This is a genomic window from Promicromonospora sp. NPDC060204, from assembly GCF_042728455.1.
Lineage (GTDB): Bacteria > Actinomycetota > Actinomycetes > Actinomycetales > Cellulomonadaceae > Promicromonospora.
In genome coordinates this window covers 1-13523 of the sequence record NZ_JBHWZO010000015.1, presented here as the reverse complement: position 1 = coordinate 13523, position 13523 = coordinate 1, and the positions used below count along the sequence as shown (strand labels likewise).

Annotated in this window: 10 protein-coding genes; 3 read left to right on the top strand and 7 right to left on the bottom strand. The window is 74.4% G+C overall.

The window, feature by feature from the left end:
* The first annotated feature begins 217 nt into the window (after positions 1-217).
* Entirely contained in the window at positions 218-1396 is a 1179-nt protein-coding gene (locus ACFWEJ_RS03705; RefSeq protein WP_377227856.1) for an LCP family protein, read from the top strand.
* A gap of 82 nt (positions 1397-1478) precedes the next feature.
* Here ACFWEJ_RS03705 and purE read toward each other — a convergent pair whose 3' ends face one another.
* From purE to ACFWEJ_RS03685, 4 genes are all read right to left on the bottom strand, one after another.
* A complete protein-coding gene (purE, locus tag ACFWEJ_RS03700; RefSeq protein ID WP_377227855.1) occupies positions 1479-1988 on the bottom strand; it encodes a 5-(carboxyamino)imidazole ribonucleotide mutase in 510 nt (169 codons plus the stop codon).
* Positions 1985-3208 (bottom strand): 5-(carboxyamino)imidazole ribonucleotide synthase, encoded by a 1224-nt coding sequence (locus tag ACFWEJ_RS03695; protein ID WP_377227876.1) that lies wholly within the window; start codon positions 3206-3208, stop codon positions 1985-1987. The genes purE and ACFWEJ_RS03695 overlap by 4 nt, the downstream gene beginning before the upstream one ends.
* 83 nt (positions 3209-3291) lie before the next feature.
* A complete protein-coding gene (locus tag ACFWEJ_RS03690) occupies positions 3292-4647 on the bottom strand; it encodes a sensor histidine kinase (RefSeq protein WP_377227854.1) in 1356 nt (451 codons plus the stop codon).
* A gap of 4 nt (positions 4648-4651) precedes the next feature.
* Positions 4652-5335 carry a response regulator transcription factor gene (locus ACFWEJ_RS03685; RefSeq protein ID WP_026366105.1) on the bottom strand — a complete coding sequence of 228 codons (684 nt, stop codon included), beginning with the start codon at positions 5333-5335 and terminating at the stop codon, positions 4652-4654.
* 153 nt (positions 5336-5488) lie between these two features.
* On the opposite strand from ACFWEJ_RS03685, the gene ACFWEJ_RS03680 reads away from it, so the two are divergent.
* Positions 5489-6937 (top strand): sensor histidine kinase, encoded by a 1449-nt coding sequence (locus ACFWEJ_RS03680; protein ID WP_377227853.1) that lies wholly within the window; start codon positions 5489-5491, stop codon positions 6935-6937.
* The gene (locus tag ACFWEJ_RS03675; protein WP_377227852.1) at positions 6930-7625 is read left to right on the top strand and encodes a response regulator; all 696 of its coding nucleotides are present in this window, start codon (positions 6930-6932) and stop codon (positions 7623-7625) included. Before ACFWEJ_RS03680 ends, ACFWEJ_RS03675 begins: the two co-directional genes overlap by 8 nt.
* Positions 7626-7709: 84 nt before the next feature.
* On the opposite strand, the gene ACFWEJ_RS03670 is transcribed toward ACFWEJ_RS03675, so the two are convergent.
* The 3 genes from ACFWEJ_RS03670 to ACFWEJ_RS03660 form a co-directional block, all read right to left on the bottom strand.
* Positions 7710-10409 (bottom strand): FtsX-like permease family protein, encoded by a 2700-nt coding sequence (locus ACFWEJ_RS03670; protein WP_377227851.1) that lies wholly within the window; start codon positions 10407-10409, stop codon positions 7710-7712.
* Between the two features lie 55 nt (positions 10410-10464).
* Positions 10465-13038, bottom strand: coding sequence for an ABC transporter permease (locus ACFWEJ_RS03665; protein ID WP_377227850.1), 2574 nt, complete (start codon positions 13036-13038; stop codon positions 10465-10467).
* Positions 13039-13079: 41 nt separating this feature from the next.
* The coding region (locus ACFWEJ_RS03660; protein ID WP_377227849.1) for an ABC transporter ATP-binding protein at positions 13080-13523 on the bottom strand (444 nt) is incomplete at its 5' end.

The following is a 13523-nucleotide window of genomic DNA, read 5'->3' as shown; positions in this document are numbered from 1 at the left end:
CGCTAATGCGGAGACGCCCGGCGTCGGGGTTCCCGGCGTCGGTGGCGCCCACCGCATCGGACGGCCGGAAGGCTCCGACGAGGCGCGCTACGAACCACGTATCCGTCGACAGTCTTCACGGGAGGTACCGGTGTCCGGCGAGCGCAGGGGGACGAATCCCCCGCCCGTTCCACCACGAAGGTCGGGGCTGCCCGCGCGCAGCGAGTCCGCCGGGCAGGTGCCGAGATCCATCCCGCCGCGGTCGGCCCCGCCGAGCAACGGCGGCCAGCCGCCGCAGGCCATCCCGCCGGGCCGCCCGGTCCGGGCGAGCGCCGGGCCCGTGCGCCCGACGCCGGTGCGCAGCGCGCCCCGTCCCGCCGCCGGCGGCAACGGCCGGGGCGGCGGCTACCCGCAGCAGGGCGCGCTCGCCTCGGGCGGGCGCGGCGGCCGGGGCGGCAGCAACATCCGCATCCGCAAGGGCCGTGTGGCCGGCGTCATCGCGGTGCTCGTGCTCCTCGCGGTCCTCGCGTGGCCGATCGGCCTGCTGATCTGGGCCAACGGCAAGATCCAGCACGTCGAGGCGCTGTCCGGCGCGGACAACACCCCGGGCACCACCTACCTGCTCGCCGGCTCGGACGCCCGCGGCAGCGGCGGCATCGACGACTCCACGAGCGGTGCCCGCACGGACACGATCATGGTGCTGCACAAGCCGCGGTCGGGTCCGGTGGCGCTCATCTCGATCCCCCGCGACACGTTCGCGGAGATGCCCGACGGCTCGGGCAGCAACAAGATCAACGCCGCGTACTCCTACGGCGGCGCGCCGATGCTGGTCCAGGCCGTGGAGCGGCTCAGCGGCCTGACCGTCGACCACTACGTCGAGGTGGGCTTCGGCGGCGTCTCGGGCGTCGTGGACGCCGTGGGCGGCGTGCGGCTGTGCTACCCCGACGACGTGCACGACGTGAAGTCGAAGCTCAAGTGGGAGAAGGGCTGCCACGTCGCGGACGGCAAGACCGCCCTCGCGTTCTCCCGCATGCGCTACTCCGACCCGAAGGGCGACATCGGCCGCGCGGAGCGGCAGCAGCAGGTCATCGCGCAGATCGGCAAGAAGGTCGCCGACCCGGGCGTGCTGCTCAACCCGGCCTCCCAGGTGGGGCTCGCGGACGCCGGCCTGGCGGCCGTGGTGACCGACACCGACACGGGGATCATCGACATCGCGATGCTCGGGCTGGCCTTCCGGTCCGCGAACGGCGACGACGGCGTGACCGGCACCCCGCCGATCGCGACGATCAACTACCGGACGCCGTCGGGCGCCTCGGCGGTGCTGCTGGACGAGAACCAGACCGGCGAGTTCTGGGCCAAGGTCCGCGACGGCGAGTACGCGGCGGGCGAGAAGATCGGCGGCGTGCCGGGCTCCTGACCCGCACCCGCCCCGAACGTGTCAGACGCCCAGGCCCCTCGGGGGACCTGGGCGTCTGACATGTTTCCGGGAGCGAGCCGGATCAGAGCTGGGCGCGCAGCTTCTCGCCCTTGGCGTGCGCCACCTTGCTCAGCTCCTCCTGGAACGCCTCCATGCGCGCGCGCAGCGCCGCGGCCTCGTCGCCTGCGCCGGACGCGAGGATCCGCGCCGCGAGCAGGCCCGCGTTCCGCGCCCCGCCGATCGACACCGTCGCGACCGGCACGCCCGCCGGCATCTGCACGATGGAGAGCAGGGAGTCCATGCCGTCGAGGTACTTCAGCGGCACCGGCACCCCGATCACGGGCAGCGGCGTCACCGACGCCAGCATGCCGGGCAGGTGCGCGGCCCCGCCTGCGCCCGCGATGAGCACGCGCAGCCCGCGGCCGGCGGCCTGCCGCCCGTAGTCGATCATCTCGGTGGGCATGCGGTGCGCGGAGACCACGTCGACCTCGACGGGCACGCCGAACTCGCGCAGCGCCTCGGCCGCCGCCTGCATGACGGGCCAGTCGGAGTCGGACCCCATGACGATGCCGACCTGGGGGTTGGTGCTCATGCGTTCGCCTCTTCCTCGGTGGTCGCGCCGGCAGCAACGGACGCGACGGCGGGCGCGCCGGGCGCGTGCACGACGGCGTCCGGCGTCTCGCCCCGCAGCAGCGCAGCGGCCGCGACGGCCCGGCGGCGCACCTCGTCCAGGTCGTCACCGCTCACGTTCACGTGACCCAGCTTGCGGCCGGGGCGGATGCCCTTGCCGTACAGGTTGACGCGCGCCTCGGGGAACGCGGCGAGCACGTCCGGCAGCGCGTCGGTGAGCTCGTCCAGCGTGGAGCCCAGCACGTTCGCCATGACGGTCCAGGTGGCCGTCGGCTCGGCGGCGCCCAGCGGCAGGTCCAGGACGGCGCGCAGGTGCTGCTCGAACTGGCTGGTCACGGCGCCGTCGATGGTCCAGTGCCCGCTGTTGTGCGGGCGCATCGCGAGCTCGTTGACCAGCACCGTCGGCGTCCCGTCCGGCCCCGGCACCTCGAACAGCTCGACGGCCAGCACGCCGGTCACGTCCAGGCCCTCGGCCACGGTCGCCGCGATCTGGCGGGCCTGCGCGTCGAGGGCGGCGGACAGGCCGGGCGCGGGGGCGATCACCTCGGAGCAGACGCCGTCCCGCTGGATCGACTCCACGACGGGCCAGGGCCGCACCTCGCCGGACGGGCGCCGGGCGACAAGCGCCGCCAGCTCGCGCGTGAACGGCACCTTCTCCTCGACCAGGAGCTGCGGGCCGCCGTCAGCCACGGCCGCGAACCAGTCGGCGACGTCGTCCGGGGAGGTGACCACCCGGACGCCCTTGCCGTCGTACCCGCCGCGGGAGGTCTTGACGACGGCGCTGCCGCCCACCTCGTCGAGGAAGGCCGCCAGGGCGGCCCGCCCCTCCTCGGGGGAGGTCGCGGGCAGCGGCGCCCACCGCGGGCACGGCACGCCGAGCTCGGTCAGGCGCTGCCGCATCACGATCTTGTCCTGCGCCTGCACCAGCGCGTGCGGACCGGGCCGCACGGGCGTCCCGTGCTCGATCAGGTCCGTGAGCAGCGCGTTCGGCACGTGCTCGTGCTCGAACGTCAGCACGGCGGCGGCGCGGTCGCCGTCGGGCGCGATGAGCGAGCGGATCGCGGCCTCGTCGGACGCGACGCCCACCGGTGCGTCGGTGACGACCTGCGCCGCGGACGACGCCGGGTCCTCGACCAGGACGCGCAGCCGGATGCCCAGCTCGCCGGCGGCGGGGGCCATCATGCGGGCGAGCTGCCCGCCGCCGACGACGGCTACGACGGGTGGGCCGGACTGACGGAACTCTGTTGCACTCACGTCGGTGAAGCCTACCGGCGGCCGCGCACCTTCTTCTGCCCGAGGGTGGAGATCTTCGACCCGACCGGCAGCACCTGGTGCGGGTCGAGGGTCTTCGGCACGCCCGAGAGGAACACCGAGAACACCGGCGGGGTGCGCTGCGTGAGCTGCAGGTTGCCGCCGTCGGCCGCGACGAGGTCGCGCGCCAGGGCGAGGCCCAGGCCCGTCCCCGCGCCGGACGTGACGCCGCGCTCGAAGATCTTGCCCTGCATGTCCTCGGGCACGCCGTCGCCCTCGTCCGTGACCTCGACGGCCATGGCGCCGCGCTGCCCCTCGCGGATCCGGAGGGTCGTGGTGCCGTCGCCGTGCTTGAGCGAGTTCTCCAGCAGGGTGGACAGCACCTGGGCGAGCGCACCCGGGGTCGCCAGCACGCGGGCGCCGCCCGAGTCCTCGACGTTCAGGTGCCGGCCGGCCCGCTCGAAGGTCTCGCGCCACTCCTCCTCCTGCTGGAGGAAGACGACGGCGACGTCCACCGACTCGGTGGTGCCGCCCTGCGCGCGCCGGGAGCGGGCGAGCAGGTCGTCGACCACGCCGACCAGGCGTTCCACCTGTTCGAGCGAGATCCGGGCCTCCTCCTGCACCTCGGGCTCGCTGGAGGTGAGCGTGATCTCCTCCAGGCGCATCGTCAGCGCCGTCAGCGGCGTGCGGAGCTGGTGCGACGCGTCCGACGTGAACTGCCGTTCCACCGCGAGCCGCGCCGCGAGCCGGTCCGAGCTGCGGGCCAGCTCGGCCGCCACCAGGTCGATCTCCTCCACCCCGGAGGGGTCCAGCCGTGGACGCACCTGTCCCGCGCCGAGCTGTTCCGCCGACGCCGCGAGGTACACGAAGGGTTGCGCCAGCCGGTTCGCCTGCCACGCCGCCGTGACGGCGCCGGCGGCGAAGGCCCCCACGCTGCCGAACACGACGAGCACCACGACGTTGATCGCCTTGATGTACGCGGGCCAGGCCGAGACCGAGACCAGCACGCCCATGACGGGCTGCTCCTCGGAGATGAGCCCTCGCTCGATCGTCGCGCCGGCGATGGGCTCGCCCGAGGTGAGCTGCTCGCCGTTCGGCTGGTTCACCGTGACGTAGGCGACGATGTCGTTGCCCTGCGGCTGTACCGCCCGGTCCAGGACCGACTGGTCGACGAAACCGGCCTCGGCTGCGGAGCGGTTGCGCTCGTAGGAGTTGACGGAGGAAGCCAGGAGGTCCTGCACCCGGGTCTCGACCCGCTGCTCTTCCTGGCCGTAGATGTAACGGGCACCGAAGATCGCGAGCGGGATGCCCAGGAGCAGGACCGCGACCGCAACCGCGGCGATCGTCGCCTGCAGTACGCGGGCGCGCATCTGGCTAGCTCGCCCCGATCTCGAAACGGAAGCCGAGGCCGCGCACGGTGGAGACGTAGCGCGGGGCGTTCGCGTCGTCACCGAGCTTGCGGCGCAGCCACGAGACGTGCATGTCCAGCGTCTTGGTGGAACCGACCGGGTCGGAGCCCCACACGTCGCGCATCAGCGTGTCCCGGACGACCACGGAGCCGGCGTTCTGCACGAGGACGCGCAGCAGGTCGAACTCCTTGGTGGTCAGGTGCAGCTCGCGGTCGCCCTGGAAGGCGCGGTGCGCGGAGACGTCGACGCGGACGTCCTGCGCATGCAGCTCCTCCTCCTCGCCCGTCTCGCCGTGCGAGCGGCGCAGCAGCGCACGCACGCGGGCGAGCAGCTCGGCCAGGCGGAAGGGCTTGGTGACGTAGTCGTCGGCACCGGCGTCGAGGCCCACGACGAGGTCGACCTCGTCGGCACGGGCGGTCAGCACCAGCACGGGCACGGTGAGGCCGTTGGCCCTGATCTCGCGCGCGACATCGAGCCCGTCCATGTCGGGAAGGCCCAGGTCCAGAACGACGATGTCCGCACCGGTCGAGCTCTCGATCGCACCTTTGCCGGTTCCTTGCACGACGACGTCGTATCCCTCACGGGAGAGCGCTCGTGCCAACGGCTCGGCAATGGCCGGGTCGTCCTCGGCTAGGAGTACGTGAGTCATTTCGCCATCGTAGGGCATAACCGACGCTCTGGCGCTACCCGGTCACGGCTCTTGACAGCCGTCAGACCGAATCCTTTCGGCTGACACCGCGATGACGCAAGTGCTACCACGGTATGACGCGCCGGCGCAACGGTTCCACCTACTCTGACCTGCATGGGTTGGTACGAGCGGTGGCAGGGGTGGACGGAGCGGCACAGGTTCCTCGTGGACCTCACGTGGACCGTCCTGCTCGGGCTCCTCGCGCTCGTCCTGTCGACCGACATGTACTCGTCCGGGCCGACGACACAGGCCATGATCATCTCGGCCTCGGTGCTCGCCCCGATGCCGTGGTGCCGCACCCGTCCGGTGGTCTCCTGCGCCGCGGTCTTCGTCGCCTGCATGGTGCACATGACGTTCCTCGAGGTGCCGGTCGTCCTGCCCGCGGACCTCGTCGTGCTCGTGTCCCTGTACTGCGTCACCGTCTACGGGCCCCGGTGGTCGTACCTGGCGGCCGGCGGGGCCGCGGTCGTCGGGGTTCTGACCCTCGGGATCTCGGGCTGGATCAACTTCGGCAGCAGCCTCGCGCACGGGATCCCCACGATGATCGGCGCCGGCTCCCTGCTGGCCACCGCCTTCGCCCTCGGCCTGGTGCGCAGGTCCCGCCGCCTCATGATGGAGGCGCTGCGCGACCGCGCCGAGCGCCTCGAGATAGAACGCGACCAGCAGGCGCAGATCGCCACCGCCGCCGAGCGGGCCCGCATCGCCCGCGAGATGCACGACATCGTGGCCCACTCCCTGTCCGTGGTCATCGCGCAGGCCGACGGCGGGCGGTACGCCGCGGCCGCCGACCCGGCGGCCGCCCAGCGCTCGCTCGGCACCATCGCCGAGACCGGCCGGGCGGCGCTGGCCGACATGCGCCGGCTGCTCGGCGTGCTCCGCGAGGGCCCGGACGACGGCGGCATCCCGCTGGGCCTGGTGGCGCCGGACGGCGCGCCGTCGGGCCGCCCCCGGCCGCCGTCCGGCGCGGGCGGCCCGGTGACCGGTCCTGGTGCCGACCGGGCCGGCGAGACGGGAGCCGTGGTCCCGGACGCCGCCGCGCCCTTGCGCCCCCAGCCCGACGTCACGGACCTGCGCGACCTCGTCGACCAGGCCCGGGCCGACGGCCTGCGCGTCTCCTGGGCCCGGGTGGGCGTGGAGCGGCGGCTGCCGCCCGGCGTCGGGCTCACGCTGTTCCGGGTGTGCCAGGAGGCGCTCACCAACGTCCGCAAGCACGCCGGCCCCCGGCCCGCCGTCACCCTGCTGCTGCGCTGGGGCGAGGAAGAGGTGGAGCTGCGCGTGGACGACGACGGCCGCGGGCTGGCGGCGGCCGGCACCGCCGACGCGGCCGCACCGCAGCCGGCGGCCGGGTTCGGCCTGCTGGGGATGCGGGAGCGCGCCGAGATGTTCGGCGGGACGCTCACGGCCGGGCCGCGCGGCGGCGGCGGGTTCTCGGTCCGGTTCGTCGTGCCGATCCCGCGGGCCGAGGCCCACGAGCCGGCCGCCTCCGCGGAGCCCGCTGAGCCCGCCGTCGCAGCAGCACCCACCACCGAACCGAGCACCACGCCCAAGGAGAACGATGACTGACGCCCTCGACACGCCCGTACGGGTCGCCCTGGTCGACGACCAGCCGCTGGTCCGCGCCGGGCTGCGGATGGTGATCGACTCCCAGCCCGACCTTCGGGTGGTGGTCGAGGCCGACGACGGCCGCGACGCGCTGCGCCTGCTCGCCGCGACGGCGTCCGACGTGGTGCTGATGGACGTGCGCATGCCGGGCATGGACGGGCTGTCCGCGACGCGTGCGCTGCTGGGCGAGGGCGGTGTCGCGGCGGGCGACCCGCGCGTCGTCGTGCTGACCACATTCGACCTCGACGAGTACGTGCTCGACGCGATCCGGGCGGGGGCCAGCGGGTTCCTGCTCAAGGACGCCCAGCCCGAGGAGCTGCTCACGGCGATCCGCACGGTGCACCAGGGCGACGCGGTGATCGCGCCGTCGTCCACGCGGCGGCTCATGGAACGCCTGGTCACCGCGCTGCCGCCCGAGGAGGCGGCGGGTCCCCAGGAGGCGCTGGCCGGACTCACGGGCCGCGAGCGCGAGGTCCTGGTGCTCATGGCGCGCGGACGGTCCAACACGGAGATCGCGTCGGACCTGTTCGTCGCGGAGGCGACGGTCAAGACGCACGTCGGCCGCATCCTCGCGAAGCTCGACGCGCGGGACCGAGTCCAGGCCGTCGTGACGGCGTACGAGACGGGCCTGGTCCGCCCGGGCGCCTGACCCACCCGTTGAGTGCTGGATATTTGCGCCGCTACGGCCGTTCCGAGCGCAGATACCCAGCACTCAACGGTTGCTAATCGACGGCTACTCGGCGGCGAGTGCCGCGACCGGGTGGGTGCGGACGGCGGCGCGGGCTGGTACCACCGAGGCGAGCAGCCCGGCGACGAGCGCGATGGCGAGGACCACCCCCACCTCGGTCCACGGGACGACGAGCGGCACCTGGCCGAGCACGGACAGCGCGGTCGTGGCGCCCACCCAGCCGTAGACCAGGCCCAGCACGATGCCCAGCACCGCGCCGACGCCGGCGATGACCATTCCTTCGACGGCGAGCGTGGCCCGGAGCTGGCCGCGCGAGAGCCCGATGGCCCGCAGCATCGCGTTCTCGCGCGTGCGCTCGATGACGGAGAGCGACAGCGTGTTGGCCACGCCGACCAGCGCGATGAGCACGGCGACGGTGAGCAGCCCGACCACGATGGAGAGGATCACGTCGACCATCTGCTGGTAGGTGGACCGTTCGACGACGGTCCCGGTGACGCCGACGGTCTCCCCCGTGGTCGAGACCGCCGCCTGCACGGCGGAGACGACGTCGGCGGCGTCGCGGTCGTCGTCGACCTGCGCCCACACCTCGCCGGGGGCCAGGCCCGGCGCGATGGCGGCGAGGTCCTGGGGCGTCAGGTAGGCGCGGTCGGAGCGGGAGCCGCTGTGCACGACGTCGAGGGTGACCCGGCCGCCCGGACCGGTGAGCACGAGCGTGTCGGCACCCGCCAGGTCGTACAGCGTGGCGGCCCGCTGCGGCACGACGATCGTGCCCGGCCGCAACCGGTCGGCGTCGGCGGGGGTGTTCGCGACGGACCGCAGGTCCACCGGGTCGACGGCGGCGACCTGCACGGGCGTGCCGCCGTCGGCCCGGCGGGCCGACGCGTTCGTCACCGGGACCACGGCGCCCAGCCCGTCGACGCCGGCCAGGGCGTCGGTGACGGCGGCGGGCACGGCGGCCGCGGCACCGTCGGCGTCGTGCGCGGTGCTGGTGACGCGCAGGTCGACCGGGAACCGCACGTCGAGCTGGTCGTTCATGGTGAGGCGGGCGCTGGCGGCGCCCGTGGTCATCATGGAGACCAGAGTGACGCCGATGAGCAGGGCGGTGGAGGTCGCCGCCGTCCGCCGGGGGTTGCGCAGCGCGTTGGCGGAGGCCAGGCGGGCCGTCGCGCCCCCGGCGCCGGCCAGGCGCCCGAAGAGGGCGGCGACGCGGGGCAGCCAGAAGACGGATCCCACGATGATGCCGACGAGCGACACGGAGCCGCCCAGGACCGCGGCGAACAGCCCGGTGTCGATGCTGCCGGACCTGCCGAGGGCCACGCCGGCGGCCATCACCGCGAGCCCGCCCAGGGTGGCGAACGCCGCGAACACGGCGCGCGCCCGGCCGGTCCCTGCCGGGTCGAGGCCGGCGGCCGGGCGCAGCGCGGCGAGCGGGGCGACGCGCGACGCCGCCCGCGCCGGCGCGACCGCGGCGGCGAGGGTGACCAGCAGCCCGGCGGCGAGCGGCACGAGGAACGCCGTCGGGGTCAGGGGGATCGTCCGCGGCAGCGCCACCCCGAGGTCGAAGGCCGGCGCGACCAGGAGCCCCGCCTGCACGAACAGCGAGCCGACGACGATGCCCGCCACCGAAGCGACCGTGCCGAGCAGCACCGCCTCGAGCAGGACGCTCCCGTGGATCTGCCCGGTGCCCGCGCCCACGCAGCGCAGCAGCGCGAGGGTGTGCGACCGCTGCGCCACCAGCACCTGGAACGTGTTGGCGATGACCAGGCCCGCGACCACGAGGGACACGGCGGCGAGGGCCAGGACGAACACGAGGTAGACGATGTTCTGGCCGCCGGAGATCCCCGCCACCACGTCCTCGGCGTACTCCTTTGGGGTGGTGACGCCGGTGGCGGACGGGACGGCCGCGGCGAGGGCGCCCCGGACCGCCGCAACGGCGGCCTCGTCGCCGGGCCGGTCGAGGGCGACGACGACGGTCCGCATGCCGGGCGCCGCGCCGGGCGCCTTGTCGGCCGGCTTGCCCGACGTCGCGCCGGACCCGGCGAGCTGCCGCTCCAGCGCCGCCGGGGTGACCACGGCGACGCCGCCGCCCGCGGCGTACGCCGAGACGGGGTCGTCGACCAGGCCCGAGACCGTGAGCGTCTCGACGGCCTCCTGGCCGCCGTAGCACTCGGCGCCGCGCTCGCCGAGGCCGGGCGTGCCCGGGTCGGGCTTCCCGGCGCGCAGGCAGCGCGTCGACGAGACGGTGTCGCCCACGCCGACGCCGAACAGCTCCGCGACGTCCACGGGAAGGGCGATGCGGTCCGGACCGTCCGGCCAGGCGCCGTCGGCCAGCACCAGCGGCGTCAGCCGGGGGTCGGACGGCGCCGCGACGAGCGACTGGCGGACCGTCCGGCCGCCGTGCGCGAGCTCCGCGTACGTGCCGCGGAACCCGTCGGCCGCCGCGACGCCGTCGACGGCGCGCACCGCGTCGACGTCGGCCGGCGTCATCGTGCCCGCCCGGTCGAAGACCACGAGGTCCGCGTCCGCGTACTGCGCGGCCACCTGGTCGTACGTGGTGCGGGTGACGACGGTGCCGGCCTGCAGCGTTGCCGCGACGAACGCGGTGCTGATGAGCACCGCGAGCCCCGCGGCGGCGAGCCGGCCGAGGCTGCGCCGCATCTGCGCCAGCGTGAGGCGGACGGTGGGGCCGACGGTCAGCACGCGCGGCCGGGCCGGTCCGAGGGGAGGTACACGATGGGGGTCCACGGGATCTCTCCTCGGGTCGTCGCGGCTGCTGCGTGCTGACCGTCCTTGCGGGGCGCTACTCCGCGGCGAGCGCCGCCACGGGGTGGGTGCGCACGGCGGCCCGCGCCGGCACGACCGAGGCGACCAGCCCCGCGACCAGGGCGACGCCGAGCACCAGCGCGATGTCGGTCCACGGGACCGCGAGCGGCACGGTGCCCACCGAGGACAGGGCCGAGGCCGCGCCTGCCCAGCCGTACACGAGGCCCAGCACGATCCCGAGCACCGCGCCGACCCCGGCGATCAGCATGCCCTCGACCGCGAGCGTGGCCCGCAGCTGCCCGGTGGAGAGCCCGATCGCGCGGAGCATGGCGTTCTCGCGGGTCCGCTCGACGACGGACAGGGAGAGCGTGTTGGCCACGCCGATGAGCGCGATGATCACGGCCACCGCGAGCAGGCCGACCACGATCCCCAGGACGACGTCGATCACCTCCTGGTAGGCCTCCCGTTCGACGACCGCGCCGGTCACGTCCACGGCCTCGCCGGTCACGGAGACGGCGTCCTGCACGGCGGCGACGGCGTCCGCCGGGTCCTTGCCCTCGGCGACGCTCCCCCAGAGGGTGTTCGCGCTCATGTCCCGGGTGAAGCCGGCCAGGTCGAGCGTGGTCAGGTAGGCGGAGGAGGTACGCAGGTCGGTGCGGACGACGTCCAGGGTCACCTCGCCGGCCGGTCCGGTGAGCGTGAGACTGTCGCGCCCCTCCAGGCCGTAGTCCTCGGCGACCTGGTCGGGCAGGAGCAGTGTGCCGCGCTCCAGCGACGCGACGTCGCCCGGCGTGTTCAGCACCTCTCGCAGCTGCTCGGGTTCTGCCGCGGTGACCGGGAGCACCGTCCCGTCGTCACCGCCCACGTCCGCGGTGGACGTCGTCACCTCGGCCACGGCGCGCAGGTCGTCGACGCCGCGCACGGCCTCGGTCACGGAGCCCGGCAGGACGACGAGGTTCCCCTCGGCGTCGTACGACGTCGAGGAGACCTGGAGGTCCACGGGGTACTGCGCGTCCAGCTCCTCGTCCAGGGCGAGCCGGGCGCTGGCGGCGCCCGTGGTCATCATGGAGACGAGCGTGACCCCGATGAGCAGGGCGGTCGCCGTCGCCGCCGTGCGACGCGGGTTGCGCTGCGTGTTGGCAGCCGCGAGCCGAGCGGCGGGGCCGGCCGAGCCGATCAGGCGGCCGATACCGGCGGCGACCTTGGGCAGCCAGAAGACGGCACCGATCACCACTCCCACCAGCGACACACAGCCACCGGCCACGGCGGCCAGCACGCCGATGTCTGCCTTGTCGGTCATCCCCAGGTAGACCCCGCCGGCCATGACGGTGAGTCCACCGAAGGTGGCGAGGCCGGCCAGGACCGCACGGGCCCGGCCGGCACCGCGCAGCGTCGGCGCATCGGTAGGCCGCAGGGCGGCGAGCGGAGCCACGCGGGAGGCCGCACGGGCCGGGGCGAGCGCGGCAGCGAGCGTCACCAGCACGCCGACGGCGAGCGGGAGGAGCACCACGGGCGCACTCACGGCGATGGCCGCGGGCAGCTGGACCCCGAGGTCGAAGACCGGCGCCAGCAGCAGGCCACCCTGCACGAGCAGGGACCCGAGGAGCACGCCCGCCACCGAGGCGACGAGACCGAGGATGGCTGCCTCGAGCAGGACGCTGCGGTAGACCTGGCCGGTGTCCGCGCCGACGGCGCGGAGCAGGGCGAGGGTCCGCGACCGCTGCGCGACGAGCACCTGGAAGGTGTTGGCGATGACGAGGCCGGCGACGACGAGCGCCACGGCGGCGAAACCCAGGACGAACACCAGGAAGATGATGTTCTGGCCGCCCGTGAGGCCTGCTACGACCTCCTCGGCGTACTCCTGCGTTGTCACGACGCCGGTGGCCGCCGGGACCGCGGCGGTGAGCGCGTCCCGGACCGCCTCGGTCGCGGCCGGGTCACCCGGCTGGTCGAGGGCCACGACGATCTCCTGGAGCGTCTCCGGCTGACCGGGCTCCCGGTCGCCGGCGAGCCACCGGCTCATGGCCTCCGGGCTGACGACAGCCATGCCGCCGGCGAGCGCGTAAGCCTGGTTCGGGTCGTCCACCAGCCCCGAGACCGTCAGCTTCTCGTTGACGTCGTGGCCGTCGTAGTAGCTGCTGCCGTCGTCCGCGACGGTGGGCTCGTCGTCCAGCACCCAGCGGTTGGAGGAGACGGTGTCCCCCACGCCGAGGTCGAACCGCTCCGCGACGTCCGCCGGGAGGGCGATGCCGTCGGATCCTTCCGGCCACGCCCCGTCCGTCAGGACCAGCGGGGAGAGCCGGGGGTCGGAGGCCTGCGGGACGATCGACTGGTAGATCGTCTTTCCGCCGTGGTTGAGCGCCACATAGGTGCTCAGGGAACCGTCGGCCGCCGCGACACCGTCGGTGGCTCGTACGGCCTCGACGTCGTCCGGCGTCAGGGCCGCGGCGTCGTCGGACACCACGAGGTCGGCGTCGGCGTACTGGGCCGCGACCTGGTCGTACGTCGTGCTCGTGATGACGTTGCCCACCAGGAGCGTGGCCGCGACGAACGCGGTGCCGATGGCGATCGCGACACCCGCGGCGGTGAGCCGGCCGATGCTGCGGCGCATCTGCCCCAGGGTCAGGCGCGCTGTGGGGAAGGAGTTCGACATCACGCACCCGTCCCGGACACGGCGCCCGTGGCCCCGGTGGTGACGGCGGGCTCGAGCGTGCGCAGGGCGTCCAGCCCGGCCATCGCGGACTCCGGGGTGGGGTCGGAGATGTCGCCGGCGATACGGCCGTCGGCGATCAGCACGACCCGGTCCGCATACGCGGCCGCGGATGGGTCGTGGGTGACCATGATGATCGTGCGGCCCAGCTCGCGCACGGAACGGCGCAGGAACGACAGGACCTCCGCGCCGGAGCGGGAGTCGAGGTTGCCGGTGGGCTCGTCGGCGAACACGACGTCGGGCTGCGCGATCAGCGCACGCGCGATCGCGACCCGCTGCTGCTGCCCGCCGGACAGCTCGCCGGGGCGGTGGGTCAGGCGCCCGGTCAGGCCCAGGGTCTCCACCAGCGTGTTCAGCCACGCCCGGTCCAGGGTCGCGCCGGCCAG

Excerpts from the sequence above, each read along its gene's own strand:
- ACFWEJ_RS03680 (WP_377227853.1), top strand. The coding sequence starts at position 5,489 with ATGGGTTGGTACGAGCGGTGGCAGGGGTGGACGGAGCGGCACAGGTTC.
- ACFWEJ_RS03665 (WP_377227850.1), bottom strand. The coding sequence starts at position 13,038 with ATGCGCCGCAGCATCGGCCGGCTCACCGCCGCGGGTGTCGCGATCGCC.
- ACFWEJ_RS03695 (WP_377227876.1), bottom strand. The coding sequence starts at position 3,208 with ATGATGGCCCCCGCCGCCGGCGAGCTGGGCATCCGGCTGCGCGTCCTG.
- ACFWEJ_RS03690 (WP_377227854.1), bottom strand. The coding sequence starts at position 4,647 with ATGCGCGCCCGCGTACTGCAGGCGACGATCGCCGCGGTTGCGGTCGCG.
- ACFWEJ_RS03685 (WP_026366105.1), bottom strand. The coding sequence starts at position 5,335 with ATGACTCACGTACTCCTAGCCGAGGACGACCCGGCCATTGCCGAGCCG.
- purE (WP_377227855.1), bottom strand. The coding sequence starts at position 1,988 with ATGAGCACCAACCCCCAGGTCGGCATCGTCATGGGGTCCGACTCCGAC.
- ACFWEJ_RS03675 (WP_377227852.1), top strand. The coding sequence starts at position 6,930 with ATGACTGACGCCCTCGACACGCCCGTACGGGTCGCCCTGGTCGACGAC.